At 67.3% G+C, this 20021-nt stretch carries 25 protein-coding genes; 8 read left to right on the plus strand and 17 right to left on the minus strand.

Annotated elements, in window-relative coordinates:
- The first annotated feature begins 203 nt into the window (after nt 1–203).
- Both CFB47_RS41730 and lysM read left to right on the plus strand, forming a co-directional pair.
- On the plus strand, nt 204–329 hold the full coding sequence (locus CFB47_RS41730) for a hypothetical protein (protein WP_256940921.1): 126 nt from the start codon (nt 204–206) through the stop codon (nt 327–329).
- Between the two features lie 11 nt (nt 330–340).
- Nucleotides 341–811: a peptidoglycan-binding protein LysM gene (lysM, locus tag CFB47_RS11145; protein ID WP_039367010.1), complete on the plus strand. Its 471-nt coding sequence runs from the start codon at nt 341–343 to the stop codon at nt 809–811.
- Between the two features lie 99 nt (nt 812–910).
- On the opposite strand, the gene CFB47_RS11150 is transcribed toward lysM, so the two are convergent.
- Nucleotides 911–1933, minus strand: coding sequence for an asparaginase (locus tag CFB47_RS11150; protein ID WP_179258938.1), 1023 nt, complete (start codon nt 1931–1933; stop codon nt 911–913).
- 261 nt (nt 1934–2194) lie between these two features.
- On the opposite strand from CFB47_RS11150, the gene CFB47_RS11155 reads away from it, so the two are divergent.
- From CFB47_RS11155 to CFB47_RS11165, 3 genes are all read left to right on the plus strand, one after another.
- Nucleotides 2195–2485: a PsiF family protein gene (locus CFB47_RS11155; protein WP_043188161.1), complete on the plus strand. Its 291-nt coding sequence runs from the start codon at nt 2195–2197 to the stop codon at nt 2483–2485.
- A gap of 281 nt (nt 2486–2766) precedes the next feature.
- A complete protein-coding gene (locus CFB47_RS11160; protein WP_050013249.1) occupies nt 2767–3216 on the plus strand; it encodes a hypothetical protein in 450 nt (149 codons plus the stop codon).
- Nucleotides 3217–3444: 228 nt separating this feature from the next.
- On the plus strand, nt 3445–4032 hold the full coding sequence (locus CFB47_RS11165; RefSeq protein WP_089456356.1) for a YSC84-related protein: 588 nt from the start codon (nt 3445–3447) through the stop codon (nt 4030–4032).
- Between the two features lie 105 nt (nt 4033–4137).
- On the opposite strand, the gene CFB47_RS11170 is transcribed toward CFB47_RS11165, so the two are convergent.
- From CFB47_RS11170 to mltG, 9 genes are all read right to left on the minus strand, one after another.
- Nucleotides 4138–5202, minus strand: coding sequence for a glycosyltransferase family 4 protein (locus tag CFB47_RS11170; RefSeq protein WP_089456357.1), 1065 nt, complete (start codon nt 5200–5202; stop codon nt 4138–4140).
- A 237-nt stretch (nt 5203–5439) separates the two neighbouring features.
- On the minus strand, nt 5440–6618 hold the full coding sequence (locus tag CFB47_RS11175; protein ID WP_089440274.1) for an AAA family ATPase: 1179 nt from the start codon (nt 6616–6618) through the stop codon (nt 5440–5442).
- 30 nt (nt 6619–6648) lie between these two features.
- Complete coding sequence (locus CFB47_RS11180; protein WP_089440275.1) at nt 6649–7821, minus strand: mechanosensitive ion channel family protein; 1173 nt, start codon at nt 7819–7821, stop codon at nt 6649–6651.
- Between the two features lie 89 nt (nt 7822–7910).
- Nucleotides 7911–8267 carry a Rap1a/Tai family immunity protein gene (locus CFB47_RS11185; RefSeq protein WP_089440276.1) on the minus strand — a complete coding sequence of 119 codons (357 nt, stop codon included), beginning with the start codon at nt 8265–8267 and terminating at the stop codon, nt 7911–7913.
- A 119-nt stretch (nt 8268–8386) separates the two neighbouring features.
- Nucleotides 8387–9097 carry an ankyrin repeat domain-containing protein gene (locus tag CFB47_RS11190; protein WP_089440277.1) on the minus strand — a complete coding sequence of 237 codons (711 nt, stop codon included), beginning with the start codon at nt 9095–9097 and terminating at the stop codon, nt 8387–8389.
- A 43-nt stretch (nt 9098–9140) separates the two neighbouring features.
- A complete protein-coding gene (locus tag CFB47_RS11195; RefSeq protein ID WP_089461178.1) occupies nt 9141–9920 on the minus strand; it encodes a TatD family hydrolase in 780 nt (259 codons plus the stop codon).
- A gap of 140 nt (nt 9921–10060) precedes the next feature.
- On the minus strand, nt 10061–11089 hold the full coding sequence (locus tag CFB47_RS11200; protein ID WP_089461179.1) for a DNA polymerase III subunit delta': 1029 nt from the start codon (nt 11087–11089) through the stop codon (nt 10061–10063).
- 19 nt (nt 11090–11108) lie between these two features.
- Nucleotides 11109–11729, minus strand: coding sequence for a dTMP kinase (gene tmk, locus CFB47_RS11205; RefSeq protein WP_089461180.1), 621 nt, complete (start codon nt 11727–11729; stop codon nt 11109–11111).
- Entirely contained in the window at nt 11729–12748 is a 1020-nt protein-coding gene (gene mltG / locus CFB47_RS11210; protein ID WP_089440279.1) for an endolytic transglycosylase MltG, read from the minus strand. The genes tmk and mltG overlap by 1 nt, the downstream gene beginning before the upstream one ends.
- Nucleotides 12749–12825: 77 nt before the next feature.
- Here mltG and CFB47_RS11215 point away from each other — a divergent pair, with 77 nt between their 5' ends.
- The gene (locus CFB47_RS11215; RefSeq protein WP_089461181.1) at nt 12826–13860 is read left to right on the plus strand and encodes a folate-binding protein YgfZ; all 1035 of its coding nucleotides are present in this window, start codon (nt 12826–12828) and stop codon (nt 13858–13860) included.
- A 76-nt stretch (nt 13861–13936) separates the two neighbouring features.
- Complete coding sequence (locus tag CFB47_RS11220; RefSeq protein ID WP_089440281.1) at nt 13937–14782, plus strand: NRDE family protein; 846 nt, start codon at nt 13937–13939, stop codon at nt 14780–14782.
- A gap of 20 nt (nt 14783–14802) precedes the next feature.
- Here CFB47_RS11220 and CFB47_RS11225 read toward each other — a convergent pair whose 3' ends face one another.
- From CFB47_RS11225 to CFB47_RS11245, 5 genes are all read right to left on the minus strand, one after another.
- On the minus strand, nt 14803–15243 hold the full coding sequence (locus tag CFB47_RS11225; RefSeq protein ID WP_089461182.1) for a GNAT family N-acetyltransferase: 441 nt from the start codon (nt 15241–15243) through the stop codon (nt 14803–14805).
- Nucleotides 15244–15284: 41 nt separating this feature from the next.
- The gene (locus CFB47_RS11230; protein WP_089461183.1) at nt 15285–16244 is read right to left on the minus strand and encodes an alpha/beta hydrolase; all 960 of its coding nucleotides are present in this window, start codon (nt 16242–16244) and stop codon (nt 15285–15287) included.
- 180 nt (nt 16245–16424) lie between these two features.
- The gene (locus CFB47_RS11235) at nt 16425–16904 is read right to left on the minus strand and encodes a PaaI family thioesterase (RefSeq protein WP_046545900.1); all 480 of its coding nucleotides are present in this window, start codon (nt 16902–16904) and stop codon (nt 16425–16427) included.
- Complete coding sequence (locus CFB47_RS11240; RefSeq protein ID WP_011352339.1) at nt 16901–17215, minus strand: Dabb family protein; 315 nt, start codon at nt 17213–17215, stop codon at nt 16901–16903. The genes CFB47_RS11235 and CFB47_RS11240 overlap by 4 nt, the downstream gene beginning before the upstream one ends.
- Before the next feature lie 181 nt (nt 17216–17396).
- On the minus strand, nt 17397–17702 hold the full coding sequence (locus CFB47_RS11245; protein WP_089456364.1) for a hypothetical protein: 306 nt from the start codon (nt 17700–17702) through the stop codon (nt 17397–17399).
- 29 nt (nt 17703–17731) lie between these two features.
- Between CFB47_RS11245 and CFB47_RS11250 the strand changes: the two genes are divergently transcribed.
- Nucleotides 17732–18655: a recombination-associated protein RdgC gene (locus CFB47_RS11250; protein WP_089456365.1), complete on the plus strand. Its 924-nt coding sequence runs from the start codon at nt 17732–17734 to the stop codon at nt 18653–18655.
- Nucleotides 18656–18927: 272 nt separating this feature from the next.
- Here CFB47_RS11250 and CFB47_RS11255 read toward each other — a convergent pair whose 3' ends face one another.
- Together CFB47_RS11255 and CFB47_RS40345 are read right to left on the minus strand one after the other, a co-directional pair.
- Nucleotides 18928–19458, minus strand: coding sequence for an isochorismatase family protein (locus tag CFB47_RS11255; RefSeq protein ID WP_089461415.1), 531 nt, complete (start codon nt 19456–19458; stop codon nt 18928–18930).
- A 199-nt stretch (nt 19459–19657) separates the two neighbouring features.
- Nucleotides 19658–19861 (minus strand): hypothetical protein, encoded by a 204-nt coding sequence (locus tag CFB47_RS40345; RefSeq protein WP_143330829.1) that lies wholly within the window; start codon nt 19859–19861, stop codon nt 19658–19660.
- Nucleotides 19862–20021 lie beyond the last annotated feature (160 nt).

Raw genomic sequence — 20021 nt, forward strand, 5'->3', positions numbered from 1 at the left:
CGCCCTGCACTGCCGATGGCATGCAGGACGGGGCGAAAAACGCCGCTCTGGGCTGAGAGCGGCGTGGTGGGGTCCGCAGCGGCACCCGGCGACGCCGGGGAAGCCTTGGTCGGTCAGACGTCGTCGTCGGGTGTCCGCCTGTCGGATTTCGCGTATTACATTTCTTTACGTTCGAGCGTGCGATTTTTCATGCAATCGTCGTCATGAACGCCTACACTTTCGCCACGCCTTTCGAGAAAATCGCCGCGCTAGCGTTCACCTCCGGTGACCGCGCCCAGCGCGGTGTTTTTTTCGCCACTTCACGGCGCGTTTTCTTTTCAACCACCTAAGGAGTGCAACGATGGGTCTTCTTTCGTTTATCAAAGAGGCGGGCGAAAAACTGCTGGGTCATGCCGATGCGCAAGCCGCGGAAGATCCGAATGCCGCAAACCAGACCGCGGCCGATGCCATCAAGAACTACATCAACACGCAGGGTCTCGATACGTCGAACCTGACCGTGGCGTTCGACGGCGCATCGCGCACCGTGACGCTGTCGGGCAGCGTCGCCGACCTCGACACGAAGGCCAAGGTCAAGGTCGCGGCCGGCAACGTGCAAGGCGTCGCGGGCGTCAACGACGACGATCTGCAGCCGGACGATCCGGAAGTGCAGTACCACGACGTGAAGCCGGGCGACACGCTGTCGGCGATCGCCAAGGAAGTCTACGGCGACGCGAACAAGTACCCGGTGATCTTCGAGGCGAACAAGCCGATGCTGTCGAGCCCGGACCGGATCTACCCGGGCCAGAAGCTCGTGATTCCGCCGCAGTCCTGAGCATTGTTGCCGGACTGACGGACAAATAAAGGCAGGCCGATGGCCTGCCTTTTTTCATGGTGACGCGCGCGGCCCGCGCCGCGCCCGTCGATCAGCCGGTCACAGCGTATCGAACGCGCGTTGCAGCGCATCGCGGCCGTGAATGCCGTTCGCGAGCGCGAGCATCAGCAGCACGCGCGCCTTGAACGGGTTCAGCGACCCTGCGCTCACGAAGCCGAGCGCATCGTCGCTCGCGGCGCCGTTGCGCATCACGTGCCCCGAACCGACGCGCGACGCGCGAACCACCGCGACGCCTGCCTTCACCGCATCGGCCAGCGCCGCCTGCAGCGTCGCATGGATCGAGCCGTTGCCCGTCCCCGCGACGACGAGACCGCGCACGCCGGCCGCGACGAGCGCGTCGACGGCCGTGCGCGTCACGCCCGCGTAGCTCGCGACGACTTCGACAGGCGGCCACGCGGTGGCGATCGCCAGTGGCGTGTCGCGCGAACGCGTGACGCGGCGGGCGAATTCGACCCGGCCATCCTGCACCCAGCCGAGCGCGCCAAGCTCCGGCGACTGGAATGCATCGACCGCATAGGTGCTCGTCTTCACGACGTCGCGCGCGCCGTGGATCCGGTTGTTGAATGCGACCAGCACGCCCTGCCCGCGCGCGGACGGATGCGCGGCCACCGTCACCGCATTCAGCAGGTTCAGCGGGCCGTCGGACGACAGCGCGGTCGCCGGCCGCATCGCGGCCGTCAGCACGACCGGCTTGTCGCCGTTGACGACCAGGTGCAGCGCGTACGCGGTTTCCTCGAGCGTGTCGGTGCCGTGGGTGATCACGATGCCGTCGACCGCCGGGTCGGCCATCAGCGCGTCGATCCGCGCGGCGAGCGTATTCCACAGCGGCAGCGCGAGATCCTTGCTGTCGATGCCGGCGATCTGCTCGGCGTCGACGCGCGCGACGGACGCGAGCGCCGGCACCGCGTCGACCAGGAAATTGACGCCGAGCGCGCCGGCCTGGTAGCCGGCCGTGCTGGCCGCGTCGGGCGCGGCACCGGCGATCGTGCCGCCGGTGGCGAGCACGGCGATGCGCGGCAGGGCCGCCGCGGACGAAGGGGATGCGGAATTCGAAGTATTCATGGCCGCGATTGTAAAGGCTTGCGGCCGGGTTCCGGCGTGGCGACCGACGCTGTCCGCCGCGCATCATGGTTTGTCCCGATCGTTCGGCAACACGTGCCGTCAACGGCCATGGTGTCCGCAACGTTATAGAAAGTGCCGTTTTGGTGTTTTCACATTGATTTGCCATAATCGGAGCGCGCTGTGCGATGCGACCCTATCCTCATTGCACGGTGCTTCGTGACGGCGTCGATAACACGCAATTCACCCCATGGGAGTGTCGAAATGAAAATCCAATCGCTCGTAGCCGCAGTGCTTCTCGGCGGCATGCTGGCTTCCCCCGCGTTCGCGGCGAACAGCCAGCAGGACAAGATGAAGGCCTGTAACACCCAGGCAGCCGGCAAGACGGGCGACGAACGCAAGGCGTTCATGAAGGACTGCCTGTCGGCGAAGCCCGCGAAGGCGATGTCGCAGCAGGAAAAGATGAAGGCGTGCAACACGCAGGCCACCGGCAAGAAAGGCGACGACCGCAAGGCGTTCATGAAGAGCTGCCTGAGCAGCCAGCCGGCCGCCTGAGTTCCGGCGCTCCCGTATCGAATGCCGCGCACCGCTTCGGCGGGCGCGGCATTCTTGTTTTCGTTGCACGCGCATCGACGCGCCCCGCCCGCGCGCCTCTTCCGCGCTTTTGTGACGGCTCCCGCCCCGCTTCCCCGGCTCGCCGTGCCGGCGCCGCCACATGGTGCGGCAATTCGCCGCGTTTTCTTCTATGATGGCTGCAACGCGGCCCATCCAAGTACAAGAAGCGCCATCGGGCCGCCCTCGAGACAGACGCGCACACGCGTCAAACGGAGGCATGGATGGCATGGAGACAACACCGCTGGTTCCGCCGCTGGCTGATCGTGATCGTATTCTGGGCTGTGCCCGTTGCGATCGTCGCCGTGCGCGAGATCCGCGAGGAGATGGCGTACAACAAGGCGGACCTGCAACTCGCGCTGACCACCTGGCAGCTCACCGATGCGCAGCAGGCCGCCGGCGCCGCCGCGAAGTGCCACGGGGATCCTGACGAGGCGCGCGCGGCCGGCTGCCCGGCCGACGTGCTCGCCGCCAATGCGCCGCGCCAGCAAGCGGCCCGCGACGAATACGTGGTGCGCCGCAATACGCTCGCCGGCTATCTGTGGCACGCGTTCGTCGGCTATTGGGTCGTGCCGGCCGCGTTCCTGTTCGCCTGCGGCGTCGTGATCGCGCTGATCCGCCGCGCGCTGCGCCGTCCCCCGATCAAGCCGCCTGTTCCACCCGTCACGCACTGATGCGCGGCAGGCGCCGACATCCGATAGACCCCCGTGTTTGCCGCATGCCGACCCGAGGTCGGCGCGGGGGTGCCGGTTCGTCCGTTGGCGCGCCGCGACATCCCCACGCGATTTGACGCTTTTTCACGTCGCAATGAAAAGAGGCTGTAATCCGCTGTGATATAACTGCCGACGTGATCCGCTCCCTGAGCGAGACTCACTCCGAACATCATCCGATGGAGAAGAACGATGCAAAAACGGAATCTTGTGCTGAAAGCCGCCGCTGCGCTCATCGTCGGTAGCCTTGCGCTCACCGGTTGCACCACCACCCCGGACAAGCCGGACAACGCCGCAACGAGCGCGTCGAAGCGCCAGGCAATCGACTCGAGCGTCGACGCCACGCTGTCGCGCATGTACTCCACGGTCAAGGGTTCGCGCGAACTCGTCGCGAAGTCGCGCGGCGTGCTCGTCTTCCCGGACGTCATCCAGGCCGGCTTCATCGTCGGCGGCCAGTCCGGCAACGGCGCACTGCGCGTCGGCGGCAGCACGGTCGGCTACTACAACACGTCGTCGCTGTCGGTCGGCCTGCAGGCCGGTGCGCAGTCGAAGGCGATCGTGTTCCTGTTCATGACGCAGGAAGCGCTCGACGAATTCCGCGGCTCGGACGGCTGGGCAGCCGGCGCCGGCGCATCGGTCGCGCTCGTGAAGATGGGCGCGAACGGCGCGGTCGACTCCAACACGGCCACCGCGCCGGTCCAGGTCGTCGTGCTGACGAACGCAGGCCTGATGGGCGACGTGTCGATCAACGGCACGAAGGTCACGAAGCTGAAGATCTGACGCTCGCGCACCGCCCGTGCGCACCGCGCGCGGGCCATGCACAAACGGCGATGTCCTTGCGGGCATCGCCGTTTTTTCATCCGCGCATGTCGTGCGCGTCGCGCGTCAGGTCGTCGAGTCGATCACCTTGAAGCGCGAGCGCTTCTGCGCGCGGATCACCGACTGGTAGACGTCGACGTACTGCTGCGCCATGCGGCGCGACGTGAAGCGTTCCTCGAAGCGCTGCCGCACGCGCGCACGCGGCAGCAGGTGCAGCCGGTTCACGGCGGCCACCGCGCTGATTTCGTCCTCGACGATGAAACCCGACACGCCCTCGTCCACCACTTCCGGCACCGCGCCGCGGTTGAACGCGATCACCGGCGTGCCGCACGACATCGCCTCGATCATCACCAGACCGAACGGCTCCGGCCAGTCGATCGGGAACAGCAGCGCATGCGCGCCCGACAGGAATTCGGCCTTCTGGTGATCGGCGATCTCGCCGACGAATTCGACGTGCGGCAACGCGAAGAGCGGCTTGATCTCGCGCTCGAAGTATTCCTCGTCGGCCGCGTCGATCTTCGCGGCGATCTTGATCGGCAGCCCGCACTGGCGGGCGATGCGGATCGCCGTGTCGACGCGCTTCTCCGGCGAAATGCGGCCGAGGAACGCGAGATAGCGCGGCTCGACGGGCTGCGGCATGTACAGCGTATCGGGCAGCCCGTGGTAGACCGTCGTCAGCCATTTCGCCTGCGGCAGCGGCTGGCGCTGCGCGTTCGAGATCGAGATCACCGGCGCCGTGTTGAACGTGTCGAACACCGGCTGCTGTTCGGGCAGGTCGAGCCGGCCGTGCAGCGTCGTCACGTAGGGCGTTTCCTGCCGGTTGAAGACCGAGAACGAGTAGTAGTCCATGTGGAAATGGAGCACGTCGAAGTCCTTCGCGCGGCGCGCGACCGTCTCCATCAGCAGCATGTGCGGCGCGACCCGGTCGCGGATCGACGAATCGAGCCGCAGCGCGCGCGGCCAGACCGGCTCGAGCTTCGCCCGCGTCGTCGAATCGCCGCTCGCGAACAGCGTCACGTCATGGCCGAGCTCGACGAGCGCCTCGGTGATGTAGGACACGACGCGCTCCGTGCCGCCATACAGCTTCGGCGGCACCGATTCGGTCAGCGGCGCGATCTGGGCAATTCTCATGGTCCACGTCTCCTGTGTCCTGTCCGTTGCGGCATGGCCGGCGGGCCTTCGGGCTTTCACGCCCCGCCCCCATGCAGCGCCGGCTGGATATCCCTTCATTATTCGCGATCCCGCCGCGCGGAACCGCCCGTCTTTCATTTTATGGGTGTTGTTACAGGCAGGATACATTCCGCCCGTCGGGCCGATCCGGCCCCCTATGCGCCGATCGCGCCCGAACGCGCGCCCCCGCCTTGCCCGTCAGCGCGACGGCCACTTCCACGGCGGCAGGTCGCGCGTATCGGCATCGACGAGCCCGGTCGCGCCGAGCTGCTTGTCGAGCACCAGCGATTCGCAGCCGGCCTCGCGCTCGAGCGTCGCGATGAGCCGCGCGGCGTGCGACACGACGAGCACCTGCGAACGCTGCGCCGCCTGCGCGATCAGGCGGCCGAGCGCCGGCAGCAGATCGGGGTGCAGGCTCGTCTCCGGTTCGTTCAGCACCATCAGCGCCGGCGGCCGCGGGGTCAGCAGCGCGGCCGCGAGCAGCAGGTAGCGCAGGGTGCCGTCCGACAGCTCGGCCGCCGCGAGCGGCCGCAGCAGCCCCGGCTGGCGCATCAGCACGTCGAAGCGGCCACGGCCGCCCGGATTGTCGATCTCGACCGACGCGCCGGGAAACGCGTCGTCGAGCGCCGCATCGAGTGCCGCGCCGTCGCCGATCTCGCGGATCGTCTGCAACGCGGCGGCCAGGTCGGCGCCGTCGTCCGCGAGCACCGGCGTATGGGTGCCGATGTGCGACTGTCGCGCCGGCGCCTGCGCATCGGTCCGGAAGTGATCGTAGAAGCGCCACGAGCGGATCCGTTCGCGCACCGCGATCATCTCGGGTGCGCCGGTCGGATCGGCGAACTCGGTCATCATGCTGTCGAAGCTCGCCACCGGCTGCGGAATCGTCTGCCAGTCGCCCGAGGCGGTGCGCGCGCGGATCTGCGCGCCCTGACGGTCGACCAGCAGCGTCGACGGGCGCAACATCGCGCCGCCCCAGATGCACTCGCGCTTCACCACCGGATCGAGCGAGAACTGCGTCGCGTCGTTCTTCACCGGCATGCCGAGATCGATCGCGTAGCCGAAATCGTCGCAGGCGAAGCCGAGCTTCAGGCTCACGGGCCCCTTGCGCACCGTACCGGTGACCGGTGCGTCGCCGTCCAGCATCGCCCGCGAAAAGCGCTCGGGGCCGGCCCACAGCGTCGACGGCAACCCGCCTTCGCGGGCAAGCGACGGGATCACGCGCCCCTGCGCGGTATCGGCGAGCAGCCGCAGTGCGCGGTACACGCTCGACTTGCCGCTGCCGTTCGGCCCCGTGACGACGTTGAGCGCCGCGAGCGGCACGATCAGCTCGCGCAGCGAGCGGTAATTGGCAATGGCGAGCGTGTTCAGCGCGGTCATGACGATGGACGGTGAGCATGCGGGCCGCTGTCAGCGGCCTTCGGCGGTCTGCGGGTCGGCCGCGGTATTGGCCGCCGTGCTGGCGGCGGGCGAGCGCGCGTGCGGCCGTTCGGGATTCGGCGCATCCGGCGCGGCATCGTGCGGATACAGTTCCATCCGGCTGCGCGGCAGGCATTGCGGATAGCGGTCCTGCAGGTAGGCGATCAGCCCTTCGCGCACGCGGCAGCGCAGATCCCAGCACGACGATGAATCGGCCGCGCTGACGAGCGCGCGCAACTGCATCGTGCGCTCCGTCGCGTCGGTCACCTGCAGCACCTGCACGCGGCCGTCCCACTCCGGTGCCGCGTGGACGAGCCGCGCGAGCTCCTCGCGCAGCGGCGCGAGCGGCGTGCGGTAATCGACCGACAGATAGACCGTGCCGATGATTTCCGAGCTGCTGCGCGTCCAGTTCGTGAACGGATTCTCGATGATCCACTGCAGCGGCACGACGAGGCGCCGCTGGTCCCATAGCCGCACCGACACGAACGACCCGGTGATTTCCTCGATGCGCCCCCACTCGCCCTGGATCACGACCACGTCATCGAGCCGGATCGGCTGCGTGAGCGCGATCTGCAGCCCGGCGATCAGGTTGCCGAGCACCGGCCGCGCGGCAATACCGGCGACCAGCCCCGCGACACCGGCCGACGCCAGCAGGCTCGCGCCGACCTGGCGCACGTTCGGGAACGTCATCAGCGCGGCGCCGGTGCCGATGATCACGATCAGCACCATCACGGTCCGCACGAGTACCTTGGCCTGCGTATGGATGCGCCGGGCCTGCAGGTTGTCGGCCGTATCGATCGGATGGGCCTGGATGATGGCGTCGCCGACGCCGGCCGCAAGCCGCACCAGCAGCCACGTGAGCGAAACGATGGAGCCGACCGCCGCCGCCGTGCGCATGCCGCGCACGAACGACATGCCGTCGTCGGCCTGGACCCACAGGAATTCGAGCGCCAGCAGCGCGAGCACGACGAGCGACGGCCTGTCGATGTAGCGCAGGATCGCGCTCATCAACGGATACGGCTGCGCGATGCGCTTGACGATGCGTGCGCCGAGACGGTGCACGACCGTGACGACCAGCAAGACGATGACGGACACGGCCAGCGTGCCGAGCCATGAATGCAGCGGCGCATCGGTGATGCGCTGCAGTTCCTCGATTGAAATCATCGGCGCCCTTGGGTAATGAGGCGCGCACGCCTCGTCCTGGATGCGTCGGCGACGCGCGGGCCGCGCGCGGGCCCGGACACGGCGTCAGGTCAGCTGCCGCTCCTGCAGGGAAACGCCTTGCCGAGACCGAGCGACACCGCGGTGCTCGCGTTGTAGTCGGCCAGCTTCGGATTTTCCGCGATGTACTTGCGCACCGCGTCGGTCATCTGCTGCGCCCGGATGTCGGGCGGCAGGCAGAAATACTGGCCGACCCGCGGCCCCGTCGTGCCGCCGATCGCATCGATGGTGTTGTAGACGCCGTCGGCGGCGCCTTCGATGTAGGCCGCGCACGACGCCCGCGACTTGACGTCCGTCTTCGCGCACAGCCGGTCGAGATCAGCGCCCGTGAACGCCGCTGCCGACAACGGCACGGCAAACACCGCGGCACAAAACATTGCGCGCAACATGGGGTTCCTTATGTCAATGCGGCCCGAGACCGCCTGCTACCTTGGCCGGCGCGGCGCCGGGACGCCCTGCTCCGGCCGGAATCCGGCCGGGCGGGCACCGTCTGCCGCACCGAAAACCGTCATTTTGCACTCTTTTGCGCCTCTGCCGGCGTCGATGCCCCGATGCGGGTCGTCCGCTTGCTCAGGATCTCGATCGCGTCCGGCGCGTTGTAGTGCTTCGCGAATTCGAGCGCGGTGATGCCGAGCTGGTTCTTCACCTGCGGATCGGCGCCCTGGTCGAGCAGCAGCGTGACCGTCGACGGATGGTTGCCGCGTGCGGCCATCATCAGCGGCGTCGTCCCGTTCGGCGATGCGGTATCAATATACGCATCGTGGTCGAGCAGCAGCTTCACCACTTCATCCTGGCCATTGGTGGCCGCGTAGTGCAGCGGCGCCCAGCCCTTCTTGCTGACTTCCGCGCCCTTGTCGATCAGCAGCTTCGCGAGGCCGACGTCGCCGTTCAGCGACGCGAGCATCAGCGCGGTTTCGCCGGCCTTGTCTTCCTTCTCGAGGTCGACGTTCGGCGTCGTGGCGAGCGCCGCCGCAACCTTGTCGGACTTCTCGCGCGCGGCGATCACGATCAGCGGGTCGCCGTTCGGCGCGATCGTGTTCGGGTCGAGCTTGCCGCTCTTGAGCTGCTTGCCGATGTCGGCGATGTCGTCGAACTTGACGGCCTTGACGATCGCATCGAGCGATTCGGCATGCGCGCCGGCTGCCGCGAACAGGCCGCTCGCGACGAGCGCGGCGGCAACGAGTGCGCGTTTCGGCAGATGGTTGGTCGGCTTCGTCATTGTTGTGGGCTCCTTCCCTGGGTTGTCGGCTGCGCGCCCGTCGTTAGCGGGCGATCTTGAACAGCCGGAAAAAGTTCTGCGTCGTCGCATCGGCGAGCGCCTCGACGGCGATCCCGCGCTCGGATGCGATAAAGCGTCCGACATGGCTGACGTACGCAGGTTCATTCGGCTTGCCGCGATACGGCACCGGCGCGAGGTACGGCGAGTCGGTCTCGATCAGCAGCCGGTCGAGCGGCACGCGCCGCGCGACGTCCTGCACGTCGGTCGCGTTCTTGAACGTGACGATGCCCGACAGCGAGATATGGAAGTTCTGCGCAAGCGCCTGCTCGGCCACCGGCCACGGCTCGGTGAAGCAGTGCATCACGCCGCCCGGCACGTCCGCACGCTCCTCGGCCATGATCCGCAACGTGTCTTCCGACGACGAGCGCGTGTGGATGATCAGCGGCTTCATCGTCGCGGTCGCCGCGCGGATATGCGTGCGAAAGCGATCGCGCTGCCATTCCATGTCGTCGATCGAGCGGCCTTCGAGACGGTAGTAGTCGAGGCCCGTTTCGCCGATCGCGACGACCTTCGGGTGCGCGGCCAGCTCGACGAGCTCCGCGAGCGTCGGCTCGTGCATGTCCTCGTGATCGGGATGCACGCCGACCGACGCATAGACGTTGTCGTGCGCGTCCGCGATCGCCAGGACCTCCGGCAGCGTCTCGAAGTCGACCGACACGCACAGCGCGTGCGTGACGTCGTGCTCGCGCATGTTCTCGAGAACGGCCGGCAGGCGGTCGGCCAGGCCCTTGAAATTGATATGGCAGTGAGAGTCGACGAACATCGTGTTTCCTAATACGTAAGGCGGGCGCTCATGCGCGCACCGGCATGCGGCAACGGGCGGCGTTCGCGGGCCGGACGGCCACGGTCGCGTCGCGGCGTGGGCCGGTCATCGTTTCGCAACCCGCGAGAAACAATGCCGGATCAAGCGAACATTTCCCGATATCCGAGAAATAATTCCTCGAATACGAGCCGCGCGTTGAGCGGATGGTTCTCGACCGTCCGCTGCCGCGTCACGGCCTTCATGAAGCGGGCGAATGCGTTCGCATCGACCGCTTCCGCGCAGCGCGCGAGCGCCGCCGCGTGCATCGGGAAGTAGCGCGGCGCGCCCGCCATCCGCTGCACGAGCAGATCGTACAGCCAGCGCTGCAGCCAGCCGAGCACCAGCGGCACCGGCAGCTTCTGCAGCGTCTCGCCGCACGCGAACGGGTCGCAGGCCGCCCCGGCCGCGAGCTGCCCGAGCGTGTAGTCGCGCAGCGGGCGGTTCTCGTCGCTCGCGAGCGCCAGCGCGGCGAGCGGCGCACCGCCGGCCTCGGCGAGCAGCGCCGGCGCATGCTCGACGCCCTGCGCGGCGAGCCAGGCCGCGGCCGCGTCGGGCGCCGGCACCGCCATCGGCCACTGCCGGCAGCGGCTGATGATGGTCGGCAGCAGGCGGTCGATGCGCGCCGACACGAGCAGGAACACGACGCCGGATGGCGGTTCCTCGAGCGTTTTCAGCAGCGCGTTCGACGCGGCGACGTTGAGCGCCTCGGCCGGATACAGCACGACGACGCGTGCGCCGCCGCGGTGCGAACCGACCCCGCAGAAGTCGAGCAGCGCGCGCACCTGCTCGATCTTGATTTCCTTGCTCGGCGCCCGCGTCTTCTTGCCGCCTTCGTCCGCGTCGGCCGCCTTCGCGTCGTCCGCGGCGCCCGGCGCCTCGCCCGCCAGCGCCTCGGGCAGCACGATCCGGTAGTCCGGATGGTTGCCCTGCGAGAACCACGTGCAGGCCGCGCAGGCGCCGCACGGCTCGCCGTTCGGTTGCGGCGATTCGCACAGGAAGCCCTGCGCGAGATGCTGCGCGAACTGCAGCTTGCCGATCCCGGCCTGGCCATGCAGCAGCAGCGCGTGCGGCCATTGCGCGCGCAATTGCTGCAGGCGGTTCCAGTCGTCGGTTTGCCACGGATAGATCATGGGGTGCGTTCCTTGCGAATTACAGCGCGGCGAGCACGCGTTCGAGCTGCTGGCGGATCTCGGGAATCGTCTGCGTCGCATCGACGATCGCGAAGCGGTGCGGCGCCTCTTCCGCGCGCCGCAGGTACTCGCTGCGCGTGCGCGAGAAGAACGCATCGGATTCGCTCTCGAACTTGTCGGGCATGCGCGCGGCGCCGCGGCGCTCGCTCGCCACCTGCGGCGCGACGTCGAACAGCACCGTCAGGTCGGGCTGGAACCCGCCCTGCACCCAACGCTCGAGCGTCTCGAGCTTGTCGCGCGGCAGCCCGCGGCCGCCGCCCTGGTACGCGAACGTCGCATCGGTGAAGCGGTCGGATACGACCCAGTCGCCGCGCGCGAGCGCCGGCTCGATCACGAGCGCGAGATGCTCGCGGCGCGCGGCGAACATCAGCAGCGCCTCGGTCTCGAGATCCATCGGCTGGTTCAGCAGGATCTCGCGCAGTATCTCGCCGAGCTGCGTGCCGCCCGGCTCGCGGGTGACGACGACTTGCCGGCCGGCCGCGGCCAGCTTGCCCTGGAGGCGTTCGCAGAACCATTGCAGGTGGGTGGTCTTCCCCGCCCCGTCGATGCCTTCGAACGTGATGAATTTACCGCTCGCCATTATTGACCTCGTATGTACTTGTCCACGGCCTTGTTGTGGTCGCCGAGCGTATCCGAGAACACGCTCGTGCCATCGCCTTTCGCGACGAAATAGAGCGCGCTCGTCGGTGCCGGATTGATCGCCGCCTGCAGTGCGGCCACGCCCGGCAATGCGATCGGCGTCGGCGGCAGCCCGCGTCGGGTGTAGGTATTGTAAGGAGTGTCGGCCTGCAGGTCGCGCTTGCGCAGACGGCCGTCGTACGCATCGCCGAGCCCGTAGATCACCGACGGATCGGTCTGCAGCGGCATGCCGATGCGCAGCCGGTTCGCGAACACGGCCGCGACGAACGCGCGGTCGGCCGCATGGCCCGTTTCCTTTTCGACGATCGACGCGATCGTCAGCGCTTCGTAAGGCGTCTTGTACGGCAGGCCCGGCACGCGCGCGGCCCAGGCCTCGTCGAGACGCGTCTGCATCAGATGGTACGCGCGCCGGTAGATGTTCAGGTCGCTCGTGCCCTTGTCGAACAGATAGGTGTCGGGGAAGAACAGCCCCTCGCCGCTGCCGCGCTGCACCGCGCTGTCCGGCGCGCCGATCGCGCGCAGCAGCTCGGCGTCGCTCATGCTGGCCGTCGCGTGCGCAAGATCGGGGTTCGCGTCGAGTTCCGCGCGCATCCGCTTGAAGGTCCAGCCTTCGATGACCGTCGCGACATACTCGTTCACGTCGCCGCGCGCGATCTTCTGCAGCACCTCGTAAGGCGTGATGCCGGTCTTGAATTCGTAGTTGCCGGACTTGAGCCGGCTCGACAGCCCGAGCACGCGCGTCATCGCGACGAAGCCGAGCGGCTCGACCGGCACGCCGCCACGCTTCAACTGCAGCGCGACGCTCTTCACGCTGCTGCGCGGCTTGATCGTGACGTCGAGCGATGCCGAACCCAGCAGCAGCGGCCGGGTTGCCCAGTAATATCCGCCGCCCGCGCCGGCAGCGGCCACGACGACGGCCAGCGCCACGATCGTCGCGGCGCATTTCTTCAGTAGGGACATGGAAACGTGACTCAGGTAAGACCCATATAATACTTGCTCGCCTCCGTCAAAGTCAGGGTTGACTGTTCCCTCATTCCATGAGCACACCGTTCGCTTCACCGGCAGTTCAGGCCGCACCCGCCTCGCTCCCCGTTTTCCCCCGCCCGTCCGCCGCCGATTTCGATGCGCCGGGCGCCTGCATGCCGTTGCCGCAGTTCGGCGTGATCGACGTGGCCGGCGATGATGCCGCGACGTTCCTGCACAGCCAGCTCACCAACGACATCGAACATCTCGACGCCGCGAGCGCGCGGCTGTCCGGCTACTGTTCGCCGAAGGGGCGCCTCCTCGGCTCGTTCCTCGCGTGGCGCGCCGGCCACGGCGTGCGCCTGCTGGTGTCGAAGGACGTGCAGGCCGCCGTGCAGAAGCGGCTGTCGATGTTCGTGCTGCGCGCCAAGGCGAAGCTGACGGATGCGAGCGACACGCTCGCGGTGGTCGGTTTCGCGGGCGACGTGCGCGACACGCTGTCGGGCATCTTCGACGCGCTGCCGGACGGCGTGCACGTGAAGGTCGACGGCCCCGCCGGCACGCTGATCCGCGTACCCGACGCAGCCGGTCGCAAGCGTTATCTGTGGATCGGCCCGCGCGCGGAAGTCGACGCGCGCGTCGCCGCGCTCGGCGGGTCGCTGCCGGTCGTGTCGCCGGCCGTGTGGGACTGGCTCGACATCCGCGCGGGCGAACCGCGCATCACGCAGCCTGCCGTCGAACAGTTCGTGCCGCAGATGGTCAACTACGACGTGATCGGCGCCGTCAACTTTCGCAAAGGGTGCTACCCGGGCCAGGAAATCGTCGCGCGCAGCCAGTACCGCGGCACGATCAAGCGCCGCACGGCGCTCGCGCACGTCGCCGGCGAGACCGATACCGTCCATGCCGGCGTCGAGCTGTTCCACAGCGACGATCCCGGCCAGCCCTGCGGGATGATCGTCAACGCGGCGGCCGCGCCCGCGGGCGGTGTCGACGCGCTCGTCGAGATCAAGCTCGCCGCGCTCGACAGCGGCACGGTGCACCTCGGTTCGGCCGACGGCCCGGCGCTCGCGTTCGATACGCTGCCGTACGCGTGGCCGACGGAAGCGTGATGCACTGACAACCCGTTCGCGCGCCGGCTCGCGAGTCGCAGCCGGCGCCCGATGTTTCCTGCGAGAGATTCGCCCGATGTGTCTGATTGCCTTCGACTGGCAGCCCGATGTCGCCGCCGGTCCCGTCTTTACCCTCACCGCCAACCGTGACGAGTTCTTTCGTCGAACCAGCGCGCCGCTCTCGTGGTGGGAAGATGTACCGGGCGTGCTGGCCGGCCGCGATCTCGAAGCGGGCGGCACGTGGCTCGGCGTGTCGCGCGACGGCCGTTTCGCCGCGCTGACGAACTACCGCGCGCCGTTCGACATCCGCGCGGGCGCACCGACCCGCGGCAAGCTCGTGTCCGACTTCCTCGGCGGCCCGTCCGTCGCGCCGCTCGACTACCTCGGGCGGCTCGCGGAGCATGCGGCCGTCTACAACGGCTTCAACCTGCTCGTCGGCGACTGGCGTCGGCGTGAGCTCGCGTGGTTCTGCAATCGCGCGCCCGAAGGTGAGAGTGCTGTCGCCGCACCCGTCGCGATCGCGCCCGGCGTGCACGCGCTGTCGAATGCGCGGCTCGATACGCCCTGGCCGAAAGTGGTGCGCAAGCGCGCGGAACTCGGCACGCTGCTCACCGACAATCCCACCCCGTCGCTCGACGAACTGATCGCGTTGATGCGCGACCCGCATGTCGCGGACGACGACGCCCTGCCGCACACCGGCATTCCGATCGAGCGCGAGCGTGCGCTGTCGGCTGCGTTCATCGAGACACCCGAATACGGTACGCGCGGCACGACCGCGCTGCGCGTCACGATGAAGGAAGGCGTGCGGCTGACGGTCGAGATCAAGGAACGCTGCGACGACGACGGCTCGCACCGCACCGTTCGCCCGGGCACGTTCGAGCGCGCCCTCACGTTCGACGTCGACGCGACGCCGCCGCGCTGAGCCCGCGAGCAGGCGCCGCGCTACGGCGCGCGCGCCATCTCGACGTGCGGCACGCCGGCTTCGACGAACGGTTCACCGACCGCCGCGAAGCCGTGCCGCAGGTAGAACGACACGGCCGAATCCTGCGCGTAGAGCCGCACGACGATTTCGCCGCGGCGCCGCGCCGCCTCCAGCAGCGCGTTCAGCACGGCTGACCCGACGCCCTGCCCGCGCGCATCGGCCAGCACCGCGACGCGACCGATCGTGCCGGACGGCAGCAGCCGCCCCGTCGCGACCGCGCGGCGCGTGCCGGTCGCCGCATCGACGCGGTACGCCACCGCATGGAGCGACAGCGGATCGTCGTCGTCGAGTTCCCATTCCGGCGGTATCTGCTGCTCGCGCACGAACACCGCGTCGCGGATCCGCGCGGCGTCGCCGCCCAGAACCGTCCAGTTACCCGTTTCCACCACGCCGTTCGTCATCGCAACTCCCATGTGGCGCGTACGCCGCCAAACAACCACCGTCAAACGTCGTCGAATGCGGCCTTCAACGCCGCGACCGCGTCGGCATGCGCGGCCCGCACTTCGGGCACGTAGCCGCCCATCTTGAAGAATTCGTGGATCATCCCCGGATAGCAGACCAGCGTGACCGCGCTTCCCGCCGCGCGCAACTTCTCCGCATACGCGGCGCCTTCGTCGCTCAACGGATCGTATTCGGCCGTCGCGATCCACGCCGGTGCGACGCCCGCGAACGAAGGCGCACCGCGCGTGCCGTCGAGCGGTGCGAAACGCCAGTCGTCGCGGTCCGCCGGATCCCGCACGTATTGCGTGAAGAACCACTGGATCGTGTCCTGTGTCAGCAGGTAGCCGTTCGCGAACCGTGCGTGCGATTCGGTGTCCTGGAAGCCCGTCACGCCCGGGTAGATCAGCATCTGCAGCGCAAGGCGCATGCCCGCGTCGCGTGCGAGCACCGCGCAGACGGTAGCGAGCGTGCCGCCCGCGCTGTCGCCGCCGACGGCCAACCGTTCGGCATCAATGCCGAACGTGGCCGCTTCGCGATGCAGCCATTGCAACGCGTCGGCGGCGTCGTTCACCGCCGTCGGAAACCTGTGTTCGGGCGCGAGCCGGTAGCCGACCGACAGCACCGCACATTGCGCGTCGTGCGCGAACATCCGGCACAGCGCGTCGTGCGTATCGACGCTGCCGACCGTGAAGCCGCCGCCGTGGTAGTAGACGAGCGCGGGCAGCGGCTCCGCGAGGCTCGGCGCGACCGGCAGGTACAGCCTCGCACCGATCGTGCGGCCATCGCGCGTCGGCACGACGCACGCCTCGACCGAATGCATCGGCGCCGGTGCGACGTCGAGGATCGGCGCGCTCTTCTCGTACGCGGCGCGCGCCTGCTGCGGCGTCTGGTGGTGATAGGACGGACGTTTCGCGCGCTCGATCATGTCGAGCACCTGGGCGATCTTCGGATTCAGCGGCATCGGTGAGGACGGCGCCTGCGGGGCACCGTGAACGGACAAGCGTGCATGATGCCATGCGCGGGTCCGGCGGGCGTGATGCGCCGTGTGTTGCGACATTCCGCGGTGGGCGGTGGGCGATGCATGCCGCAAAACAAAACGGCCCGGCCTGTGAAGAGGCCGGGCCGCCGTGCGTCCGGGCGCTTACGCGTCGCTCGGGCCGGGCTGGGCGTCCGGCGCCGTGCGCGAACGTTGCCGCTTGATGTCGCGGCCCACCGCGAGCCGCCGCATGTACTTGAACGTGCCGAGCGCCTTCGCGACGAAATTGCCGTCGCTGTCGCGCACTTCGCCTTCGCAGTAGGCCATCGTCGTCGAGCGATGCATCACGCGCCCGTAAGCGCGCAGCTCGCCGCGCCCCGGTTGCATGAAGTTCACCTTCATCTCGACCGTGACGACGCCGATACCGTCGTCGGTCAGGCTGCGTGCGGCCATCGCGAGCGCGATGTCCGCGAGCGTCATCGTCACGCCGCCGTGCGCGATGCTCCACGTGTTCATGTGCCGCTCTTCGAGCGGCAGCACAATCTCGCTTGCGCCGTCTTTCGCGGACACGAGCTGCACGCCGAGCATGTCGACGAACGGGCTTTCGATCGACGGGCCGTCCGTCGGGGTTGCCGCGTCGCTCATCGTGGGCTGTCGACGATGTAGTCGACGCACTCGCGCGATTCGGCCACCGCGACGACGAATTTCTTCACTTCCTGGTGAACCGGATGCACCTGGTAGGCATCGAGTGCGGCCTTGTCCGCGAAATCGGATACCAGCACGATGTCGGCGGTTGCATCGAGGCCCGGCGTCGCCACGCCGACGTCGATCTGCAGCGTGCCCGGCACGAGGTCGCGGCAGCCTTCGAGCTTTTCCTTCAGCTTCAGCGCGTTCTGCGCGCGCGTCGCGCCTTCGGCCGATTCTTTCAACTTCCACATGACGATATGACGGATCACTTCGGTTGCTCCTGTTCGTTCCGGTTCGGCGACTTGCCTGTCACCCTTGCCAATCGGGCATCTTACGCCCTTTCACCGTTCGCTTGCGTTCGCCGGAAGTGGCATCCGGCCGAGCGAGATGCGGGTGACAAAGCGGGTATCGTTTCGATCACCCGAAGGCGATTCCCGCTTGTTCACCGTGTCACTTGATGCCATCAAGTTCCGACCAGCGAAGGCAGACGACAAGCCTACCAAACTTGCCGACTTCGATGGGCTGGATCTGCTGGTGCAACTGTCCGGCGCCAGGCTCTGCCGGTACAAGTACAGCATTGCCGGGACGGAGAATCGCGTTGCTATCGGCGAAGGCAAAGCAACTTTTCGAGCAGGGCGCGGCTCCCGTTCCGTGGCGAATTTGGCGAGCGATGCCCCCCCTACTCAACACGACATCGATCAACGATCGGACCGTCACCTCGAACAACCGAATCCGCACCCGAAGCATCACCGTCATATAGAATGGTGCGCTTTGCCCGTACTCCTATGTGGTTCAAGAACCTTCAGCTTCATCGTCTTCCGGCACCTTGGGCCGTTACCCCCGATCAGATGGAAAAATGGCTGGCGCCCCACGCGTTTCAGCCGGGCACCAGCGTCGAGATGCAGAGCCACGGATGGGCGTCGCCGCGTGACGACGGCGCACTCGTGTATTCGATCAACCGGCAGATGTTGCTGACGTTTCGTGCCGAGAAGAAGCTGCTTCCGGCGTCGGTCGTCACTCAGGTGACCAAGGCACGCGCGCTTGAAATCGAGGAGCAGCAGGGCTTCAAGGTCGGGCGAAAGCAGATGCGCGAACTCAAGGAGCAGGTGACCGACGAACTGCTCCCGCGTGCGTTCACCATTCAGCGCGATACCCGCGTGTGGATCGATACGGTGAACGGCTGGCTCGTCATCGATGCGGCTTCACAGGCTGTTGCCGACGACGTTCGCGGCCTGCTCGTCAAATCGATCGATCAGTTGCCGCTCGCCGGTGTTCAGGTGGTGCGTTCGCCGGTCGCCGCGATGACGGATTGGCTGTTGTCCGGCGAGGCGCCGGGCGGATTCACCGTGGATCAGGACGCCGAATTGCGCTCGAGCGGCGAAGGCGGCGCCACGGTGCGATATGTCGGCCACGCACTGGAAGCGAACGACATGCGCCGGCACATCGAGGCCGGCAAACAATGCATGCGCCTGGCGATGACCTGGGACAACCGGATCTCCTTCGTGCTGACGCCGTCGCTGACGATCAAGCGCGTGACGCCGCTCGACGTGATCAAGGAAGCGGCGGATCCGACCGCGCAGAACGACGATGAACGCTTCGACTCGGATGTCACGCTGATGACCGGTGAACTGGCGCGGATGTTGGCCAGCCTCATCGATATCCTGGGTGGTGAGCAGCGCGACTCGGCGCATCAGGCGGCAGCGGCCTGAGCTCCGCCGGCGGCCGAGAAACCTCGCCCCCAACGACGGCGAGGTTTCGAGCCGGCGCGACAGTTCGACGAGAACTGTCGTCGCGCTGTCGGAGGGCTGCGACCAGGCGCTCGCGCACGATTCTTCTCCGTGTCGCCCGCCGACACGAGGATTCCGCCCACGACCGCCGGCACCTAGCCTGCCAAACCTGACGGCGCCAATGCGCCGACATCCCGGGATTCACGCATCCGGCTCCCGAAACACGGTTTCCGTCAGCGCACGCGCGCCGCGACTCACTTGATCAGGCTCAGCACATCGCGAAAACGCGGATGCCGGCTGGAGCCCAGCCATTCGAACCCGATCATCTCGACCGTCGCGATTTGCACTCCCGCCGCCGCGAGCCGGGCGACCCCCGCGTCCCGGTCGATCGTCCTGCGCGACCCCACGGCGTCGCTGACCACCGTGACGTTGCGGCCGCTGCGCAACAACCCGAGCGCCGTTTGCAACACGCACACGTGCGCCTCGCAACCGGCGACGATGACGCTGTTGCGCCCGGCCGGCAATGCATCGACCAGGCCCTCCGCGCATGCGTCGAAATGATCCTTGACGACGGTGCTGGAGCACAGGTCCTTGATCTCCGGTACGTTCCGGCCCAACTGGACGGGGCTCTGCTCGGTACCCGTCACCGGCACCCCGAGTATCTGCGCAATACGGGCAAGTCGGACAGCCTGCGTGACGACCGATGCCCCTTCGTGGATCACCGGCATCAGCCGCGTCTGAAAATCAACCAATACGACCACTGAATCGTCGGGCACGTGCAGCACGGTGCATTCTCCGGAGTGAAGGCGACGCCAACCAACATCGGCCATCGATGAAAAGTCGCTCTGTCGCAAGATCGTCATCCCCGCAAACGACGAATATCGAATCGCATCAATGACCGACTGCGGCAATTCGGTAAGCGGAAGCGGTTCCCACGCCTACCAAACTTGCCGACACCGCTGGCGCGATCGCATGGAGCCCGATTCACGGAGTCACGCGCCAGCCCGGTCGCAGGAACGCCGGTTGCTCACCCCTCCGTATTGCCGAATCCACCACATTCCACGGCTTCGTTTGCACCGCCCGAGACACGGCGACAGGCAAACCGCCACGATTTAATCCCGGTTCGGAATCAATCACCCATACCGACATCGATTGCCAATCGATTTCACTCAACTCGACAATCAACACGTCTCTATTTCCACATGAATTCGCACATTTTACCGGCCTAACAAGCAATAATTGCGACCTCATTCCGGAGCATTATTCGAAAACCATAAAATCATTATTGACTTCGAATTTATCCGAACTTTAGAATCCCCTACGACAGCTTACGTTTCGTTTTTCACTT

The organism is Burkholderia sp. AU27893 (genome assembly GCF_002223205.1).
GTDB lineage: Bacteria > Pseudomonadota > Gammaproteobacteria > Burkholderiales > Burkholderiaceae > Burkholderia.